The organism is Kitasatospora sp. NPDC059827, from assembly GCF_042731675.1.
Lineage (GTDB): Bacteria > Actinomycetota > Actinomycetes > Streptomycetales > Streptomycetaceae > Kitasatospora.
This window is the reverse complement of sequence record NZ_JBHWIV010000026.1, coordinates 28,785-47,250: the sequence shown is the minus strand read 5'-3', so window position 1 is coordinate 47,250 and position 18,466 is coordinate 28,785. Positions and strand designations below refer to the sequence as shown.

The 18,466-nt window shown below is 72.8% G+C and carries 12 protein-coding genes and 1 tRNA gene; 9 read left to right on the top strand and 4 right to left on the bottom strand.

Annotated elements, in window-relative coordinates:
• Positions 1-19 precede the first annotated feature (19 nt).
• Positions 20-1,240, bottom strand: a complete 1,221-nt coding sequence (locus ACFV8H_RS18465) for a rhodanese-like domain-containing protein (RefSeq protein WP_380400940.1) — start codon at positions 1,238-1,240, stop codon at positions 20-22.
• Positions 1,241-1,456: 216 nt separating this feature from the next.
• On the opposite strand from ACFV8H_RS18465, the gene ACFV8H_RS18460 reads away from it, so the two are divergent.
• The gene (locus ACFV8H_RS18460) at positions 1,457-4,312 is read left to right on the top strand and encodes a SpoIIE family protein phosphatase (RefSeq protein ID WP_380400938.1); all 2,856 of its coding nucleotides are present in this window, start codon (positions 1,457-1,459) and stop codon (positions 4,310-4,312) included.
• A gap of 55 nt (positions 4,313-4,367) precedes the next feature.
• On the opposite strand, the gene ACFV8H_RS18455 is transcribed toward ACFV8H_RS18460, so the two are convergent.
• Positions 4,368-5,084: a hypothetical protein gene (locus ACFV8H_RS18455; RefSeq protein WP_380400936.1), complete on the bottom strand. Its 717-nt coding sequence runs from the start codon at positions 5,082-5,084 to the stop codon at positions 4,368-4,370.
• 277 nt (positions 5,085-5,361) lie between these two features.
• Positions 5,362-7,191 (bottom strand): phosphatidylglycerol lysyltransferase domain-containing protein, encoded by a 1,830-nt coding sequence (locus ACFV8H_RS18450; protein ID WP_380400934.1) that lies wholly within the window; start codon positions 7,189-7,191, stop codon positions 5,362-5,364.
• A gap of 342 nt (positions 7,192-7,533) precedes the next feature.
• Between ACFV8H_RS18450 and ACFV8H_RS18445 the strand changes: the two genes are divergently transcribed.
• Positions 7,534-8,184, top strand: coding sequence for a response regulator transcription factor (locus tag ACFV8H_RS18445; RefSeq protein ID WP_229928260.1), 651 nt, complete (start codon positions 7,534-7,536; stop codon positions 8,182-8,184).
• Positions 8,181-9,329: a sensor histidine kinase gene (locus ACFV8H_RS18440; protein WP_380400932.1), complete on the top strand. Its 1,149-nt coding sequence runs from the start codon at positions 8,181-8,183 to the stop codon at positions 9,327-9,329. The genes ACFV8H_RS18445 and ACFV8H_RS18440 overlap by 4 nt, the downstream gene beginning before the upstream one ends.
• A gap of 101 nt (positions 9,330-9,430) precedes the next feature.
• Here the strand turns inward: ACFV8H_RS18440 and ACFV8H_RS18435 are convergent.
• Positions 9,431-9,514: transfer RNA gene (locus tag ACFV8H_RS18435), tRNA-Leu, on the bottom strand.
• A gap of 433 nt (positions 9,515-9,947) precedes the next feature.
• Here ACFV8H_RS18435 and ACFV8H_RS18430 point away from each other — a divergent pair.
• The 6 genes from ACFV8H_RS18430 to pknB all read left to right on the top strand — a co-directional run bounded on the left by ACFV8H_RS18430 (position 9,948) and on the right by pknB (position 18,431).
• Positions 9,948-10,799 (top strand): FhaA domain-containing protein, encoded by an 852-nt coding sequence (locus tag ACFV8H_RS18430; RefSeq protein WP_380400930.1) that lies wholly within the window; start codon positions 9,948-9,950, stop codon positions 10,797-10,799.
• 46 nt (positions 10,800-10,845) lie between these two features.
• Positions 10,846-11,403: an FHA domain-containing protein gene (locus ACFV8H_RS18425; RefSeq protein ID WP_380400928.1), complete on the top strand. Its 558-nt coding sequence runs from the start codon at positions 10,846-10,848 to the stop codon at positions 11,401-11,403.
• A 53-nt stretch (positions 11,404-11,456) separates the two neighbouring features.
• A complete protein-coding gene (locus ACFV8H_RS18420) occupies positions 11,457-13,088 on the top strand; it encodes a PP2C family protein-serine/threonine phosphatase (RefSeq protein ID WP_380400927.1) in 1,632 nt (543 codons plus the stop codon).
• Positions 13,089-13,224: 136 nt separating this feature from the next.
• Complete coding sequence (locus ACFV8H_RS18415) at positions 13,225-14,628, top strand: FtsW/RodA/SpoVE family cell cycle protein (protein ID WP_375891974.1); 1,404 nt, start codon at positions 13,225-13,227, stop codon at positions 14,626-14,628.
• A complete protein-coding gene (locus ACFV8H_RS18410) occupies positions 14,625-16,082 on the top strand; it encodes a peptidoglycan D,D-transpeptidase FtsI family protein (protein ID WP_380400925.1) in 1,458 nt (485 codons plus the stop codon). Before ACFV8H_RS18415 ends, ACFV8H_RS18410 begins: the two co-directional genes overlap by 4 nt.
• Positions 16,083-16,334: 252 nt before the next feature.
• Complete coding sequence (gene pknB / locus ACFV8H_RS18405) at positions 16,335-18,431, top strand: Stk1 family PASTA domain-containing Ser/Thr kinase (RefSeq protein WP_380400923.1); 2,097 nt, start codon at positions 16,335-16,337, stop codon at positions 18,429-18,431.
• Positions 18,432-18,466 lie beyond the last annotated feature (35 nt).

Here is an 18,466-nt window from a genome sequence, read left to right as displayed (position 1 = left end):
GGGAGTTCGAAGACGGGCCCTACAGGACGAAGGCGGCCTGGCCGGTGCTGCTGACCATCGGACGGCCGGCCCCCTCCCAGGCGTACATCCCGCCGTCCACGTTCACCGCTTCCCGGCCCTGCTGCACCAGGTACTGGACGACCTGCGCGGAGCGGCCGCCGACCCGGCAGAGCACGTACAGCTTCTCCTCCGGCAGCTCGCCGATCCGGGCGATCACCTCGCCGATCGGGATGTGCAGCGCGCCGTCCACGTGGCCGGCGTCCCACTCGTCCTGCTCGCGCACGTCCAGCAGGGCGGCATCGGCCGGCACGGAGGCGGCGTCGGTGGAGGGGATCTGCGCGAACATCGTGGGGCTCTCCTGGGCTCGGTGCGGGTCGGTGGAGTCGGTGGGGCCGGTGCCATTGTCGCCCACCGCCGTCGGCCGGTGGGCCGGATCCGGGGTGCCGAGCAGCCGCTCCAGCTCGGCCTGCTGTGCGCCGGCCTTGGCGAGCAGCTCCTCGGCGAGCTGTTCCAGCAGCCGGTCCGGGTCCTGCGGGGCGAGGGCGAGCAGCTGGCCCATCGGGGTCTGCTCCAGCCGGACCTGCTCGGTGGCGGTCTCGGTGATCTTGGCGGTCAGCCAGTCCAGCCGACGGCGCAGCCAGCCCAGCCGGTCGGGGGAGTCGACGGCGGGCGCGGCCTCCGGCGCGGTGGACCACTCGGCGGCGAGGCCCTCCAGCACGGCGGCGTCCCCGTAGGCGTAGGCCTCGTTCACCCGGACCAGGAAGTCCGCCCGGCGCTGCTGCTCGCCGGGGTCGGTGGTGAGGTCCGGGTGGGCGCGGCGGACCAGCTCGCGGTAGATCCGCTGGGCCTCCTTCCCGGGCCGCACCCGGGCGGGCGCGGCGGGCGGCGGCGGGACGGCCTCCTCCGCGCCTTCCGCGGACTTCTCCCGTACGGAGTCGAACAGCGCGTCCAGGTCCGGCAGCTCCTCGACCCGCTGCCGGGCCTCGGTGGCCCGCCGCCGGTCCTCCGGGTCCCCGGTGCGGGCCGCGACGGCCTCGGCGACCAGCGCGTCGAGCTCGTCCAGCCGGGCGTAGAGCGGGCCGAGCAGCTGGTGGTGGATCAGGGCGAAGTTGTCGATCTCGACCCGCAGCGTCTGGACGTCCACGTCCATGCTGAGCCAGGCCAGCTCGGCGGCGGCGACCCGCTCCTCCAGCTCCTGCTGCTCCGGGTCCGTCCAGCGGGCGGGGCTCTGCGCGGTCACGATCTCGCCTCTGTCTCGTCCGTCCGGCCGGCTTCCTGCGGAGCCGCCGCGCGGGCGGCCCGGCCTGCCACCCTACCGCCGCGTTCCGGGCCGCCGTCCGGGTGAAGCGGGCGTGCGGACCGGCGCGCGGCACGTGACACGCAACCGATCCTGATGAATCTCCCCGTTTCGGTGTCGGGCCCGGCCCGGTCCGTGCTTCGCTGGTATCCGCACAGCGTGCCTTCCTCCGGAGAAACGGCCGCCCCGGGCGCGGCGGCCAGGCGGGAGCAGACCGAATCCATGGTGGCCGAGTCCAACTCCACACCGCTTCCGGCGGGCGCCGAGACCGCGCCGGGCGACCACCCGACCGGAGTGGCCGCCCTGGCCCGGCTCGCCCTCGTCGTGGTCGACCGGGCCGGCCGGATCGCCCAGTGGAGCCGGGCCGCCGAGGAGCTGTTCGGGCACCGCGCCGAGGCCGCCACCGACCGCCCGGCCTCGGGCCTGCTGCCCGCCCTGGAGTCACGGGTGCTCGGCCGCTGCGCGGTGCGCCGCCGCTGCGACGCCCTCGACACCCTGGCCGGGCTGACCGCCGCCGGCCGCCCCTGGGCCGGGCGGCTCACCGTCACCGACCGGGAGGAGCACCAGCGCGACGTGCTCTGGTGGGCCTACCCGCTGCCCGGCCCGGCCGGCGGACTGCTCGCGCTCGCCGCCGACGCCCGCCCGCTGCGCACCTCCGGGCCGCGGCTCGCCCTCGGCGAGCGCCTGCTGCCCTTCGCCGCGACGCCCGGCGCCCGGGGCGGCTTCCACGGGCTGACCGCCGCCCTCACCCCGCCGGCCGCCGAGCTGCCCGAGCCGCTGGCCCGACTGCTGCCCGCCGCCCTCCGGGCCCCGCTGCGCGCGGCCGCCGCCCTGGGCGGGCTGCCCGCGCTGCGGCTGGACGCGACCACCGTGCTGCCGGTGCTGCCCTCCGATCCGCAGGCCGGCACCGCCCACGTGGCCGCCGGCCTGGGCCGCCGCTACCCGACGCCCCAGCAGCGCGCGGCCCGGCTCGGTCCGCCGCCGCAGGCCGACCAGTCCGCGCCGGGCCGCCGTCCCCAGGGCCCGCTGCCCGCCCAACGCGACCCGGCCCCGCACGAACCGGCGCCGCACGGCCCGGCCCGGCGCGACCCCGCCCCGCACGGCCCCGGCGAGCGGCCCACCGCGGTCGTCGGTGCCCCGCCCGCCCAGCCCGCCCCGCTCCCGGCCCCCGGCCGCGAGACACCCCCAAGCACCGGAGGAGGAGCCACCATCGAGCCGCAGGCCGCCGTCGAGTCGTCCGCCCACGGCCTCCCGCCGCGCCGCCCCGACCAGGCCCCGCCCGGCGCCGTCCCCGCCCCCACCGGCGCCGGGGGACCACCGAGCGGCCGACTGGGCCCGTTCCTCACCAACGGCCAGGCCGGCGAACAGCTGGCCCTGCTGAACGAGGTCGGCGGCAAGGTCGGCACCACCCTGGACCTCGGCTTCACCGCCCACGAGCTGTGCCAGGTGCTGGTCCCCCGGGTCGCCGACTTCGCCTGCGTGGACCTCGTGGACGGCCTGATCTCGGACTCCGAGCTACCGGTCTCCCGCCCCGACGACGACACCATGCTGCGCCGGGTCGCCCTGGTCTTCAACCAGACCGGCGGCGCCTGGGACCACGTGCTCTCCGAGGGCTCGCTGGTCAGCATGCCGCGCCGGACCCCGCCCGGGCTGGCCCTGCAACTGAACCAGCCGGTGCTGGTCCCGGTGGTCAGCGCGGACGTCGCGGTGGACTACGCGATCGCGCTCGGCGGCGCCCGGCTGGCCCCGGTGGTCTCCGGCCGCTCGATGCTGGTGGTCCCGCTGTCCGCCCGGGGCACCGTGCTGGGCATCCTCAAGCTGCTCCGGCTGCCGGACCGCGCCCCCTTCGACGAGAGCGACGCCGCCACCCTCAAGGAACTGGCGGTGCGGGCCGCGCTGTCGCTGGACAACGCCCGGCTGCACCGCGCCGAGGCCAGGGTCGCCACCACCCTCCAGCGCTCGATGATCCCGACCCGCCCGCCGCAGATCCCCGGGGTGCAGATCGCCCACCGCTACCTGCCCGGCGATCCGAAGGCCGAGGTCGGCGGCGACTGGTTCGACGCGATCCAGCTGCCCGGCAGCCGGGTCGCCCTGGTGGTCGGCGACGTGATGGGCCACGGCATCCACTCGGCCGCCGCGATGGGCCGCTTCCGCACCGCGATGCAGACCCTCGCCGCCCTGGACCTGCCGCCCGGCCAGCTGCTGCGGCATCTGGACAACCTGGCCCAGAAGCTCGGCGACGACCACCTCGCCACCTGCCTGTACGCGGTCTACGACCCGATCAACCGGACCTGCGAGCTGGCCAGCGCCGGCCACGTCCCACCCGTCCTGGTGCACCCGGACGGCAGCGGGGAACTGCTGGAGATCCCGGCCGGCGCGCCGATCGGCGTCGGCGGGGTGCCGTTCGTCGCCAAGACCATCGACGTCTCGGACGGCTCGATGCTGGTGCTGTGCACCGACGGACTGGTCGAGGTCCGGGGCGGGGACATAGGGGCGGGCCTGGCCGCGCTGTGCGGCAACCTGATCGACCCGCAGCAGAGCCCCGAGCAGGCCTGCGACGAGGTGCTGCGCCGGCTGCACTCGGACGACCGCAAGGACGACGTCGCCCTGCTGGTGGCCCGTTTCGACGGGGTCGCCCCGTCCGAGGTGGCCACCTGGAATCTCACCGTGGACCAGCGCGAGGTCCGCCGGGCCCGTTCCCTGGTCCGCGAGCAGCTGGCCGCCTGGCACCTGGAGGCGCTCAGCGACACCACCGAGCTGCTGGTCAGCGAACTGGTCACGAACGCCGTACGGGTCGCCCGGGACCGGGTGCAGCTCCAGCTGATCCGGGTGGACAAGCTGCTGGTCGAGGTCAGCGACGACAACCACAACCTGCCCTCGCTGGAACCGGCCGAGCAGCTCGGCGAGACCGGCCGCGGCCTCACCCTGGTCACCAAGCTCGCCGAACACTGGGGCACCGCCCGCAAGGCGGTGGGCAAGGTCGTCTGGTTCGAGCTGCCCCTCCCGCACGCATGACGGCCGCGTACGGGCAACGCCCCGTACGCGGCCGACAAGGAAGGTGAAGGGTCACTCAGGGGATGACGGCCCCCGCCGAACGGCGCCGGGCCTCCGCCGCGACCTCCCGGGAGGCCGAGGTGGCCACCGAGGTGGCGGCGCCGACCCCGGCCAGCACCCGCGGCCAGAAGTCCCCGAAGACCTCGACCGAGACGGCGATCAGCAGCGCGGTGACCACCGCGACCACGTGCTCCAGGCCTGCCAGGTTCGGCAGCACGACCGCCTCGCCGACCATCAGCACCACCACCGTGGCGGCGGTGAACCAGGCCCGGGTGCGGAACGCGATGCAGATCGCCAGCGCCACCACCGCCGCCGAGGGCCCGGTGTCCCGCACGAAGGCGACCCACTTCGGGAAGCCGAACAGGTGGTGCGGCCCCATCGCCACGCCGACCCGGGCGAACAGCGTGCCCGCCAGGGTGCACGCGTAGGCGACCACCAGCGTCATCCGCCGGCCGAGCACGACCTCGGCGATCGCGAAGACCACGAAGACCTGGGCCAGCGCTCCCCACACCGGCAGGTCCAGGGCCGGCACGTACAACGACAGCGGGGTCCGCAGCAGCGAGACCTCCAGCGGCAGCGAGGCCCGCACCACCCCGATGTGGTTGACGAACCGCTCACCGCCCGGCAGGTGCTGGACGATGCTGAACAGCAGGATCAGAAACGTCGCCGCCGTGGCCAGCGGGAAGGCGGCGAACTTCTTGCGCACCACCGCGCCGCGGACCGTCAGGTACAACGTCCCCCACTCTGCGACAGCGGCCTGTCTGGCTCGCGCCAGCAGCCCCTTTCGCACGCCCCCCGCGTGGGTCCTGTGAATCACAACCGTTTCTCCCGAATCCCCGAACTTGTCAGCTACTCCCACATTAGAAGCCTGTTAACAAATCCACATCGGCATGGATGGGGATCGAGGTCATCCTCAGGAGGGAGACGAATCCCCCCTCCGGACCCCCCGTACGACCGATGGCCTTCTCCGCCCCCGGCCGCCCGGCCCCCCTCCGCCCCCCGACGGAGGGCTACCCCTTCCCGTCCCGGGCCGCCACCGGCACCCGGGGCGCCACCACGGCGGGCCCGGCGTGCCGGCGCCGGAACAGGGCGGGCAGGCTCGGCGCGACGATGAAGCCCTCGGCACGCGCGCTCGCGATGCCGATCCGCGGGATCTCGCTGCTCTTCTCGAACAGCAGGTAGCGCGGTTCCCAGATCGGCCGGTACTTGGCGTTCGCGCGGTACAGCGACTCGATCTGCCACCAGCGCGAGAAGAAGCCGAGGACGGAGCGCCACAGCCGCAGCACCGGACCGGCGCCGAGCTTGGAACCGCGCTCGAAGACCGAGCGGAACATCGCGAAGTTCAGCGACACCCGCTTGAGCCCGACCTCCTCGGCGCGCTGCAGCAGCTCGATGACCATGAACTCCATCAGGCCGTTCTCGGTGTCCCGGGCCCGGCGCATCAGGTCCAGCGAGAGCCCGTCCGGGCCCCACGGGACGAAGCTCAGCAGCGCCTTGAGCTCACCGTCCCCGTCACTGCACTCCAGCATCACGCAGCGGCCGTCGCCCGGGTCGCCGAGCCGGCCCAGCGCCATCGAGAAGCCGCGCTCGGTCGCCCCGTCGCGCCACTCGTCGGCCTTGGACACCAGCTGCGCCATCTCCTCCTCGGAGATGTCCTCGTGGCGGCGGATCCGCACGGTGTACCCGGCCCGCTTGACCCGGTTGTACGCCTGCCGGACCACCCGCATCGCCCGGCCGTCCAACGAGAACTCGTCCAGCTCGACGATCGCCTCGTCGCCCAGCTCCAGCGCGTCCAGCCCGTGCCGGGCGTAGATCACCCCGGCCTCCTCGGAGGCGCCCATCACGGCCGGCGCCCAGGCGTGCTCGCGGGCCTCGGACAGCCAGGCCTCGATCGCGCCCGGCCAGGCCTCCGGGTCGCCGATCGGGTCGCCCGAGGCCAGCGAGACCCCGCCGATCACCCGGTAGGTCACCGCCGCCTTGCCGCTGGGGGAGAAGACCACCGCCTTGTCCCGGCGCAGCGCGAAGTAGCCGAGCGAGTCCCGCTCGCCCTGCTTGTCCAGCAGGCCGCGCAGCTTCGCCTCGTCCTCGGGGTTGAGCAGCTCCTTGCCGCGCGGGCTGCGGAAGGCCACGTACAGCACCAGCAGGAACAGCACCGCGCCCATCGCGTTGATCGCCGCGTTCACCCAGGTCGGGGCCGCGATCACGGAGCGCAGGTGCTCGGACGGGGTGACGGTGATCATCCGGCCGACCGAGTAGCGGAAGAGGTCCCACCAGCCGGCCCCGTTCAGCTCGTTGGTGATCCAGACCAGCAGCGCGCCGACGGCACCGCCGAAGAACAGCCCGCCGACGAAGGTGGCCGCCGCGGTCTTCGGGTTGGAGCGGTCGCCCTTGGAGGTGAACTCCTTGCGCCCGATCAGCAGCGCCAGCACGAACAGGCAGGTCAGCACCGTGGAGATGTAGTTGAGCGGGTGCTTGTTGAAGCGCTCGCCGGGCAGCACCATGACCGCCAGGTACAGCAGGGCGAAGACGCTGCTGAGCGCCGCGTTGAAGATCCACGCGGCCCGCTTGCGCCGCCGCATCGCGACCGCCAGGAAGACCGACAGCACCGCGGCCGCCAGGCCGGAGGTCATCAGGTACGGGGTGAAGTACTCGCCCTCGTTGTGCTCGTTGACCTGGTTCCCCCAGGGCACCAGCAGCACGGTCGCCACGTTCAGCAGCGCCAGCAGTCGGAGGTACCAGACCGAGGCGGCCGCGGCCCGCGGGCGCCAGCGGTCGAGCGGTCCGGCGGGCCGGGGCTCGGCGGAGGTGGCGGACGGCTCCGACTTCACAGTGGACGACACAGCTCAATTCCAAACGATCAGATGGTGGGGCGCATCCGCACGCGGCCCGGCGCCGGGCGCCGGCACGGGCCCGACGGGCTGACCGGCCACCCCCGCCCACCGACCGCCCGCGTCGAGCGACCGGCCGGAAAAGGCAGCCAACTCCATGGTTCCGCACCATTCCTGAAAATTGCGTGAACCGGGTAGCGGATTCCCACCCCCGCCGAACGGCGGGGGTTCTTACCCCCCATGGGTTCGGCACCCCGCCCCGGCTACCCCTACTCTCAAAAGCGACCCCCGCGGACCGACCGAACCCGGCCGCCCGAACCGAGGAGGCCCCCCATCACCACCACCCGCGTGCTGATCGTCGACGACGAGATCCTGGTCCGCTCCGGCCTCGGCCTGATCGTCGGTTCCGCCCCCGACCTGGAGGTGGTCGGCGACTGCTCCGGCGGACAGGCCGAGGAGCACGTCCAGCGCCTGCGCCCGCACGTGGTGCTGCTCGACATCCGGATGCCCGACCTCGACGGCATCTCGGTGCTGCGCCGCCTGCGCGCCCTGCCCGACCCGCCGGCCGTCGCGATGCTCACCACCTTCGACACCGACGAGTACATCGGCACCGCGCTGCGGGCCGGCGCGACCGGGTTCCTGCTCAAGGACACCGCCCCCGAGCAGCTGGTGCACGCCGTCCGGGTGCTCGCCGCGGGCGGCAACATCCTCTCCCCGACCGTCACCCGCACCGTGATCGGCGGCTACGTGGACGGCGGCGGCCCGGACGCCGAGGCCACCGCGCTGGCCCGCACCCTGACCGGCCGCGAGCTGGACGTGCTCGCCCTGCTCGGCGAGGGCCTGTCCAACGCCGAGATCGCCGACCGGCTCTTCCTCGGCACCGGCACGGTCAAGGACCACATCAGCGCGATCCTCGGCAAGCTCGGCGCCGCCAACCGGGTGCAGGCCGCCGTGCTCGCCCACCGGGCCGGCCTGGTGCGGCCCAAGCCCGGCGACGGGGCATGACGGCCGCCGACCAGCTGCCGTCCCGACGGCTGCCGGCCTGGTGCACCGCCCCCTGGCCGATGGTGCTGCTGCCCGTCCTGTACTCCCTGATGGACGCCGCCCTGGTGTCCCGGGACTCCACCTGGTGGCAGGTGACGCTCTCCGTGCTGGCCGCCGTGGCGCTGTTCTGGCGGCGTCGCTTCCCGGTGACGGTGCTGCTGCTCACCATGCCCGGCACCTGGGTGGAGGCGATCTGGCTGGCCCCGATCACCGCCGTCTACACGGTCGCCACCGAGCGCCCCAGGGCCGCGGTGCTGTTCCCCTGCGCGGCCCTGTTCACCCTGGTCGACTTCTTCCACTGGCCGCTGCCGAACCCGCTCGTCGAGCTCAGCCGGAACACCGCCCTGGACGCCATCCAGGCCGTGATGCTCTCCGCCGGCCCGGCCGCCACCGGACTGCTCTCCCGCACCCGGCGGGAGCTGGCCGCCCGGCTGGACGAACTGACCCGCGGCCAGGAGCGGGAGAGCCGGCTGCTCGCCGAACGGGTGCTGATCAGCGAGCGCGGCCGGCTGGCCCGGGAGATGCACGACGTGGTCTCGCACCAGGTCAGCCTGATCAGCATCCAGGCCGGCGCGCTCCAGGTGAGCACCACCGACCCGGCCGCCGCGACCACCGCCCGCACCATCCGCGAACTGTCCGTCCGGACCCTGGAGGAGCTGCGCCAGATGGTCGGGGTGCTGCGCAGCACCGGCGGCCCCCGCCCGGACGCCCCGCTCGCCCCGCAGCCCCGGCTGGCCGACCTGCCCCGGCTGATCGCGGAGAGCGGGCTGGCCGCCGACTCCGAGCTGAACCCCGGTGACCGCCCGTGGCCGGAGGCGGTCGAACGGGCCGCCTACCGCACCGTCCAGGAGGCGCTCACCAACATCACCAAGTACGCCCCGGAGGCGGTGGTGCACGTGCGGGTCCGGGCGAAGGGCCGCCGGCTGCGGGTCGAGGTCCGCAACGAGGCGCCGCCGGTCCGCCCGGCCGAGACCCTGCCGGGCGGCGGCCACGGCCTGGTCGGGCTGCGCGAGCGCGCCCAGCTGCTGGGCGGCACCCTCACCGCCGGTCCGACCCAGGACGGCGGCTTCGAGGTCCGCGCCGACCTCCCGGCCGGCCAGGCCTGACCCACCGGCCCCGGCCCTCCGGGGCCGGTCCGACGGGGCGGGCCGACGGCGCGGGACAACGAGAAAGCCCCGCAGATCCGAAGATCTGCGGGGCTTCGCTGTGCGCGAGGGGGGAGTTGAACCCCCACGCCCTTTCGGGCACTGGAACCTGAATCCAGCGCGTCTGCCTATTCCGCCACCCGCGCATGGGTGTCGTCTTCACTGCCGTCCGTTCCGCGGAGCCGCTCGGTACCATGTGGTCTTCGCGTTTCCCCGGTCCGGCTCCCTTTCGGGCGGCCCTTCCGACGTGGAAAACAGTAGCACGACCTGGGGGGCTGCTCCGAATCCGTTTCCCGGGGAGACCGACCACGTCCGAACGGCCGCGCGACGAACGGACGGGCGAAGCGCGGTGCACCGCTCCGACGGGCAGACCTGGCGTGCCGTACCCGGAATGCGTCACCCTGTGTGTCCGAGCCCACCCCCCGGCACCACGCGGTCCGGGAACCGTACGGAAGGGCCCGGCGTGGATACGATCAGTACGGAAGTACCGCAAGTAGGCACGACCGACTCCCCCGAGGACACCTCCGCGGCGGACCCCGGTCGGCAGGCAGGCGAACGAACCCTGGAAGGGGGTGCCCCATGGGGATGATGAAGAAGTTCGAGCAGCGGCTGGAGGGTCTCGTCAACGGCACCTTCGCCAAGGTGTTCAAGTCCGAGGTCCAGCCCGTGGAGATCGCCGGCGCTCTGCAGCGCGAGTGCGACAACAACGCGAGCATCTGGAACCGCGACCGCACTGTCGTGCCGAACGACTTCATCGTCGAGCTCAGCCCGCACGACCACGAGCGGCTCAGCCCCTACTCGGGGCAGCTCGGCGCCGAGCTGGCCGGCATGGTCCGCGAGTACGCCGAGGCCCAGCGGTACTCCTTCATGGGCCCGCTCCAGGTGAACCTGGAGAAGGCCGACGACCTCGACACCGGCCTCTACCGGGTGCGCAGCCGCACCCTGGCCTCCGAGGAACCCCAGCAGTTCGCCCCGCAGCAGCCCGGCTACGACCGCCAGCCGGCCGCACCGGCCCCCGGCGCACCGTGGCAGCAGGGCGGCGCCGGGCAGTACAGCGCGCCCCCGCCGCCGGCCGCACCCCCCGCGATGCCCCCGGGCCCTCCGGCCGGCGGCAACGTCCGCGCCTTCCCCGGAGCCGGCCACGGCACCTCGGTCCGCCGCTGGATCGAGGTGAACGGCGCCCGCCACCAGATCACCGGCGCGGCCTGCGTCCTCGGCCGCTCGACCGAGGCGGACGTCCGGATCGACGACCCCGGGGTCTCCCGCAAGCACGCCGAGATCCGCCCGGGCACCCCTTCGATGGTCCTCGACCTGGGCTCCACCAACGGCATCGTGGTGGACGGGCAGCACACCCAGCGCGCTACGCTCCGCGACGGCTCCCGAATCGTCGTGGGCTCCACCACCATCGTCTACCGGCAGGTCGAAGGGTAGTGTCCGAGTTGTTCGCGCGCCTCGCTCACCGACTGGCGGGACGGCCATGTCAGAACTGACCCTCACGGTCATGCGGCTGGGCTTCCTGGCCGTGCTGTGGCTGTTCGTCATCGTCGCGATCCAGGTGATCCGCAGCGACCTGTTCGGCACCAAGGTGAACCCCCGCAGCTCCCGTCGCGGTGGCGGGCCCGCCACCGCGTCCGGCGCCGCCGCGGCGACCACCACGGCACCCGGACGTCCCGCGGCCCCCGCCCCCGGCACCAGCGCCCCGGCGGCCCAGACCCAGGGCGGCGGCGGCCGCCGCCGCGGCGCCCCGACCCAGCTGGTGGTCGTCCAGGGCTCGCTCGCCGGGACGACCGTCGCCCTCCAGGGCCAGACCATCACGCTGGGCCGGGCGCACGACTCGACCATCGTGCTGGACGACGACTACGCGTCCTCCCGGCATGCCAGGATCTATCCGGATCAGACTGGGCAGTGGACGGTCGAGGATCTAGGCTCCACCAACGGCACCTATCTGGACCGGCAGCGCCTGACCGCGCCCACTCCGCTCCAGCCGGGCACGCCGATCCGTATCGGCAGGACCGTCATCGAACTGCGGAAGTAGTAGCGCATGAGGGACAGCATCCCGTCCAAGACCCAGAGGGGGGCACAGGTCGCATGACCCTGGTGCTGCGCTTCGCCGCCGGCTCCCACAAGGGACTGATCCGGGAGGGGAACGAGGACTCCGGCTACGCCGGGCCGCGGCTGCTGGCCGTGGCCGACGGCATGGGCGGCGCCGCGGCCGGCGAGGTCGCTTCCTCCGAGGTGCTCGGCTCGATCGTCCGGCTGGACGAGGACGTGCCGGGCGCGGACCTGCTGACCCTGCTGGGCGACGCCGTCCAGGGCGCCAACGACCGGCTCCGGCAGATGGTCGAGGAGGACCCGCAGCTGGAGGGCATGGGCTGCACCCTGACGGCCATGCTCTGGACCGGCCAGCGGATGGGCCTGGTGCACGTCGGCGACTCCCGCGCCTACCTGCTGCGCGACGGCTCGCTGGTGCAGATCACCCAGGACCACACCTGGGTGCAGCGCCTGGTCGACGAGGGCCGGATCACGCCCGAGGAGGCCGAGACCCACCCGCAGCGCTCGCTGCTGATGCGGGCCCTGGACGGCCGCGGCCAGGTCGAGCCGGACCTCTCGATCCGCGAGGTCCGGGCCGGCGACCGCTACCTGATCTGCTCGGACGGCCTCTCCGGCCCGGTCAGCCACCAGACCCTCCAGGACACCCTGGGCAGCTACTACTCGCCCGAGCAGACCGTGCAGGAGCTGATCCAGCTCGCGCTGCGCGGCGGCGGTCCGGACAACATCACCTGCATCGTGGCGGACGTCATCGACGTCGGCGCCACGGACACCATGAGCGGCCAGTTCAACGACGTCCCGGTGGTCGTCGGCGCGGTCGCCGAGACCCCGCCGTCCTCGACCGCCGCCGACCGCTCGATCGCGGACACCCCGGCCGGCCGCGCCGCCGGCCTGGGCCGCGGCCCGCAGGGCGCCTTCGGTCCGGCCGAGGGCTACGACGCGGCCGGGAACGGCTTCGGCCCCGCCGAGGGCTACGAGGGCGACGGCGGCTACGGCTACCCGGCCGAGCCCTCGGTGTACGGCACCGAGGAGTTCGACGGGGAGCAGCCCTCCAGGCGCAAGCGCCGGGGCCTGACCGTCCCGCTGGCCGTCCTGGTCACGCTCGGCCTGCTCGGCGGCGCCGGGTACTTCGGCTACCAGTGGACCCAGGACCAGTACTACATCGGCGAGGACGGCGACCACGTCGCCATCTACCAGGGCGTCAACCAGAACCTGGCCGGGCTGAGCCTGTCCTCGGTGCACGAGTCGCACAGCGACGCGCCGTTGAAGTGGCTGCCGCAGGACCAGCGCGCCCAGGTGAACCGGACCATCTCGGTCGGCAGCCTGTCGGACGCCCAGAAGACCATGGGCACCCTGGTGGACTGGGCCAAGCTGTGCCAGAAGGCCGCCACCGCGAACACCGCCGCCCCGCAGGGCACCCAGGGCACCACGGCCACCAGGACCGCGTTCGTGGCCGCCACCCCGACCACCCCCGGCGAGCGGGAGAAGCCCCGCTCCCCGGGCGCGGCCGCGCCGTCCGCGACGACGACCCCGTCCGCCCCCGGCACCGCCGCCCCGACGCCGAACGCCACCCCCCCGGCGGCCGCCCCGAGCGAGCAGGCCCAGCCGCCCCAGCAACCCGCACTGTCCGACGACGAGCGCAGCCGGGCCGAAGCCTGCCCGAAGCCGTGACGTCCTTGATCCGACATAGGTCCGCCCGGAACGGGCCCGCCGGCCGTCAGGGAGCGGTCACCACGTGAGCAGCTACGACCTGAGCGGCGACACCGCCCGCACCGGCTCCCGACGCCGGGCGGCGGGCGGGCGTGTCGTGCCGCGACGCCGCGGCAACACCACCATCTCGCTCCAGGGCGCACCGAACCGCCGCAACACCGAACTGGCCCTGCTGGTCTTCGCCGTGCTGCTGCCGATCCTGGCGTACGCCAACGTGGGCCTGGCGATGGACTCCCGGCTCCCGACCGGGATGCTCGGCTACGGCCTCGGGATGGGCTCGCTGGCCCTGGTCGCGCACCTGCTGGTGCGCCGCTTCGCGCCGTACGCGGACCCGCTGATGCTGCCGATCGCCACCCTGCTGAACGGGCTGGGCGTGGTGATGATCTGGCGCCTGGACAAGGCGGGCCACCTGCTCAGCGGCAACTTCCCGGCGGCCCGCAACCAGTTGATGTGGTCGGCCCTCGGGGTCACCCTGTTCATCGGTGTGATGGTCTTCCTGAAGGACCACCGGGTGCTGCAGCGCTACACCTACATCTCGATGGTGGTGGCGCTGGTGCTGCTGGCCGCGCCGGCCTTCTTCCCGGCCCGGGCGGAGGACTTCGGCGCGAAGATCTGGATCCGGATGGGCAGCTTCTCCATCCAGCCCGGCGAGTTCGCCAAGATCGTCCTGACCGTGTTCTTCGCCGGCTACCTGATGGTCAAGCGGGACGCCCTGGCGCTGGCCAGCCGCCGCTTCATGGGCCTGTACCTGCCGCGCGGCCGCGACCTCGGCCCGATCGTCGTGATCTGGCTGCTCAGCCTGCTGATCCTGGTCTTCGAGAACGACCTCGGCACGTCCTTCCTGTTCTTCGGCCTGTTCGTGGTGATGCTCTACGTCGCCACCGAGCGGACCAGCTGGATCCTGTTCGGCCTGCTGATGTCGGTCGGCGGCGCGGTCGCGGTGGCCATGACCACCAGCCACGTCAAGGTCCGCATCGACGCCTGGCTCGACCCGATGGCCGCCTTCGCGCCGACCCCGCCCAAGGGCGCCACCGAGCAGATCGGCCAGTCGCTGATGGCGCTCGGCTCCGGCGGGGTGACCGGCTCCGGCCTCGGCCAGGGCCGCTCCTGGCTGATCAACTTCGCCGCCAAGAGCGACTTCATCCTGGGCTCCTTCGGCGAGGAGCTCGGACTGACCGGCCTGATGGCGATCTTCCTGCTGTACGCCCTGCTGGTGCAGCGCGGCCTGCGCACCGCCCTCGCCGCCCGCGACCCCTTCGGCAAGCTGTTCGCCGTCGGGCTCGCCTCGGCGATGGCGCTGCAGGTCTTCGTGGTGGCCGGCGGGGTCACCGGGCTGATCCCACTGACCGGTATGACCATGCCGTTCCTCGCACAGGGCGGTTCGTCCGTGGTCGCCAACTGGGCGCTGGTCGCGATCCTGCTCAAGATCAGCGACAGCGCCCGACGTCCCGGGGTCGAACCGGCCCCGGTCCCCGAGGGCCAGGGAGGACCCGCCCGATGAACAAGCCGATCCGACGGGTCTCGATCTTCTGCCTGGTGCTGATCCTGGCGCTGATGGTGCGCACCAACTGGGTGCAGGGCGTCCAGGCCGACGCGCTGGCCTCCAACAAGAACAACAAGCGCCAGCTGTACGACCGCTACGCCCACCCGCGCGGCAACATCATCGTCAGCGGCCAGCCGGTCACCAACTCCGACTTCGTGAACGGCCTGCGCTACAAGTACAAGCGCTCCTGGAAGGACGGCGCGATGTACGCGCCGGTCACCGGCTACTCCTCGCAGGCCTACGGCTCCAGCGGGCTGGAGAACCTGGAGGACGGCATCCTCTCGGGCACCGACGACCGGCTGTTCTTCCGCAACACCCTGGACATGCTGACCGGCGAGCAGAAGCGCGGCGGCGACGTCGTCACGACGATCAACGCCAAGGTGCAGAAGGCCGCCTTCGACGGCCTGGGCGACAAGAAGGGCGCGGTGGTCGCGCTCGACCCGAAGACCGGTGCGATCCTGGCCCTGGTCTCCACCCCGTCCTACGACCCGGGCACCTTCGCCGGCGGCGAGAGCGGCGACACCAAGTCCTGGCAGGACCTCAACGCGGACCCGAACAAGCCGATGCTCAACCGGGCGCTGCGCGAGACCTACCCGCCCGGCTCGACCTTCAAGCTGGTCACCGCCACCGCCGCGTTCGAGAACGGCCTCTACCAGGGCGTCAACGACACCACGAAGACGCCGGACCCGTACACCCTGCCCAACACCCAGACGGTGCTCAAGAACGAGAGCCCCAACGAGCGCTGCGAGAACGCCACCATCGAGTCCGGGATGGACCAGTCCTGCAACACGGTCTTCGCCAAGATGGGCGCCGACCTCGGCAAGGACAAGATGCGGGCGCAGGCCGAGAAGTTCGGCTTCAACAGCACGGTGGACACCCCGGTCCGCTCGGAGAAGAGCATCTTCCCGGACAGCCCCAGCCTGGACGGCACCGCCCAGGACTCGATCGGCCAGCACGACACCCGCGCCACCCCGCTGCAGATGGCCATGGTCTCCGCGGCGATCGCCAACAACGGCAGCCTGATGCAGCCGTACCTGGTCGACCAGGAGCGCTCGGCCTCGCTGACCACCATCTCCAAGCACACCGAGAAGCAGTTCTCCCAGGCGATGAGCCCGGCCACCGCGCAGAAGATGCAGGACCTGATGGTCTCGGTGGTCGAGAACGGCACCGGCACCAACGCCAAGATCCCCGGCCTCCAGGTCGGCGGCAAGACCGGCACCGCCCAGCACGGCGAGGACAACGCCGGCCTGCCGTTCGCCTGGTTCACCTCCTGGGCCAAGACCTCGGACGGCCAGTCGGTCGCGGTCGCGGTGGTGGTCGAGGACGGCTCCCAGAACCGCGACGGCATCAGCGGCGGCCGCCTCGCGGCCCCGATCGCCAAGGCGGTGATGCAGGCCGCGCTCGGCAAGTAGAGCGACGGTGAGGCGAAAGTCACGATCGGCACCCCCGTCCGGATACCGGTCTGATATCGGCCGACGGCTGACTCCGGTCCGGTGCGGTGCGACCGGTAGCGTATCCGCCAGCAGCGGGTGTGCCCGTTGCCGCCCGCGAGGCGGTGCACGGCCCGGCCGGAGAACCGGTCTCGGCCCGCGCGGCGTCACCCAGAGCGTGCGGGGACATCTACGTCACAACCTCACCGGCGGGTGAAGGAGAGGGTCGGAACTATGGAAGAGCCTCGTCGCCTCGGCGGCAGGTACGAGCTCGGCGGCGTCCTCGGACGCGGCGGCATGGCCGAGGTGTACCTCGGCCATGACACCCGGCTCGGCCGTTCCGTCGCAGTGAAGACGCTCCGGGCCGACATGGCGCGGGATCCGTCGTTCCAGGCCCGTTTCCGCCGCGAGGCACAGTCGGCGGCGTCCCTGAACCACCCCGCGATCGTCGCCGTGTACGACACCGGCGAGGACTACATCGACGGGATCTCCATCCCGTACATCGTGATGGAGTACGTCGAGGGGTCCACGCTGCGCGAGCTGCTGCACTCCGGCCGCCGGCTGCTGCCCGAGCGGGCGCTGGAGATGACCATCGGCATCCTCCAGGCCCTCGAGTACTCGCACCGGGCCGGGATCGTGCACCGCGACATCAAGCCGGCCAACGTGATGCTGACCCGGCAGGGCAACGTCAAGGTCATGGACTTCGGCATCGCCCGCGCGATGGGCGACGCCGGGATGACCATGACCCAGACCTCGGCCGTGATCGGCACCGCCCAGTACCTCTCCCCCGAGCAGGCCAAGGGCGAGCAGGTCGACGCCCGCTCCGACCTCTACTCCACCGGCTGCCTGCTCTACGAGCTGCTGACCGTCCGGCCGCCGTTCGTCGGCGACTCCCCGGTCGCGGTGGCCTACCAGCACGTCCGGGAGGAGCCGCAGCCGCCGTCGGTCTTCGACCCCGAGGTGCGGCCGGAGATCGACGCGATCGTGCTCAAGGCGCTCGCCAAGGAGCGCGACTACCGGTACCAGAGCGCCGACGAGATGCGCGACGACATCGAGCGCTTCCTCGACGGCCTCCCGGTCGCTGCCGCCCAGCAGGCCGCCTACGGCATGGGCGCCGCCGGGTACGGCTACGACCAGAACGGCTACCCGCAGCAGCACGACCCGTACGGCCAGACCAACGTGCTGCCGCAGCAGCCCGGCGGCCCGACCACCATGCTGCCGCAGGCCTCCGGCTACCAGGACGACGGCTACGGCCAGACCTCCGCCGGTGGCGCGGGCGGCCACGACGGCTACGACGACGGCTACGGCCGGGGCGGCCGGCGCGGCGACGACCGGCAGAAGAAGAGCAACACCTCCTGGATCGTCCTGGCGGTGGCCGCCGTGCTGGTCCTGGTCGGCACCTTCTTCGTGGCCCAGGCGATGTTCAGCGACAAGGGCACCAAGGACGCCCCGAAGGTCACGGCGCCGAACCTGGTCGGCAAGAGCCTGGCGGACGCCAGGACCGCCGCGGCCGCGGCCGGCTCCAAGCTGGTGGTCACCGAGGGCGACAAGATCGCCTGCCCGGACACCAACGTCAAGAAGGACCAGGTCTGCACCCAGACCCCGACGGCGGGCACCTCGGTCGCCGAGGACGCCCACCTCACCGTCCAGGTCTCCTCCGGTCCGGCCAAGGCCCAGATGCCGACCGTGACCGGCAAGACCAAGGACCAGGCGATGCAGGCCCTGACGGCGGCCGGCTTCACCAACATCGCCACGCCGGACTACAAGGACGACGACACCGCGCCGCAGGACACCGTGCTCTCCCAGGACCCCCCGGCCGGCGCCTCCGCGGACCCGAGCGCCCCGGTCAAGCTCACGGTCTCCCAGGGCAAGACCAAGCAGACCGTCCCGAACGTGGTCGGCGCGCAGAAGGACGACGCGACGAACACGCTGCAGGCGGCCGGCTTCCAGGTGGACGCCTCGAAGACCACGACCACCAACGACCCGACCAAGGCCAACACCGTGGCCCAGCAGTCGGTCCCGGCCAACACCAAGGTCCCGGCCAACACCAAGATCATCCTGACGATCTTCAAGGCGCCGGACAAGCCGCAGATCCCGCCGCTGCAGAACGTCAAGCTCTCGGACGCCGGCGACAAGCTGGCGAAGCTCGGCCTGACCTACACCGTGATCGCCGGTCCGCAGGACCCGAACGCGGTCGTGGTGCAGAGCAACCCGGGCGCCGGCAGCCAGGTGGACCCGAACACCCAGGTGCAGCTGATCACCCGCCCGGCCGATCCGGCCAAAGGGGGGGACCCCAACACCACACCCCCCGGCAAAGGGGGCAACAACTAAGCCGCCCCTCTTCCCCTGGTTCTGACGCCGGGGAG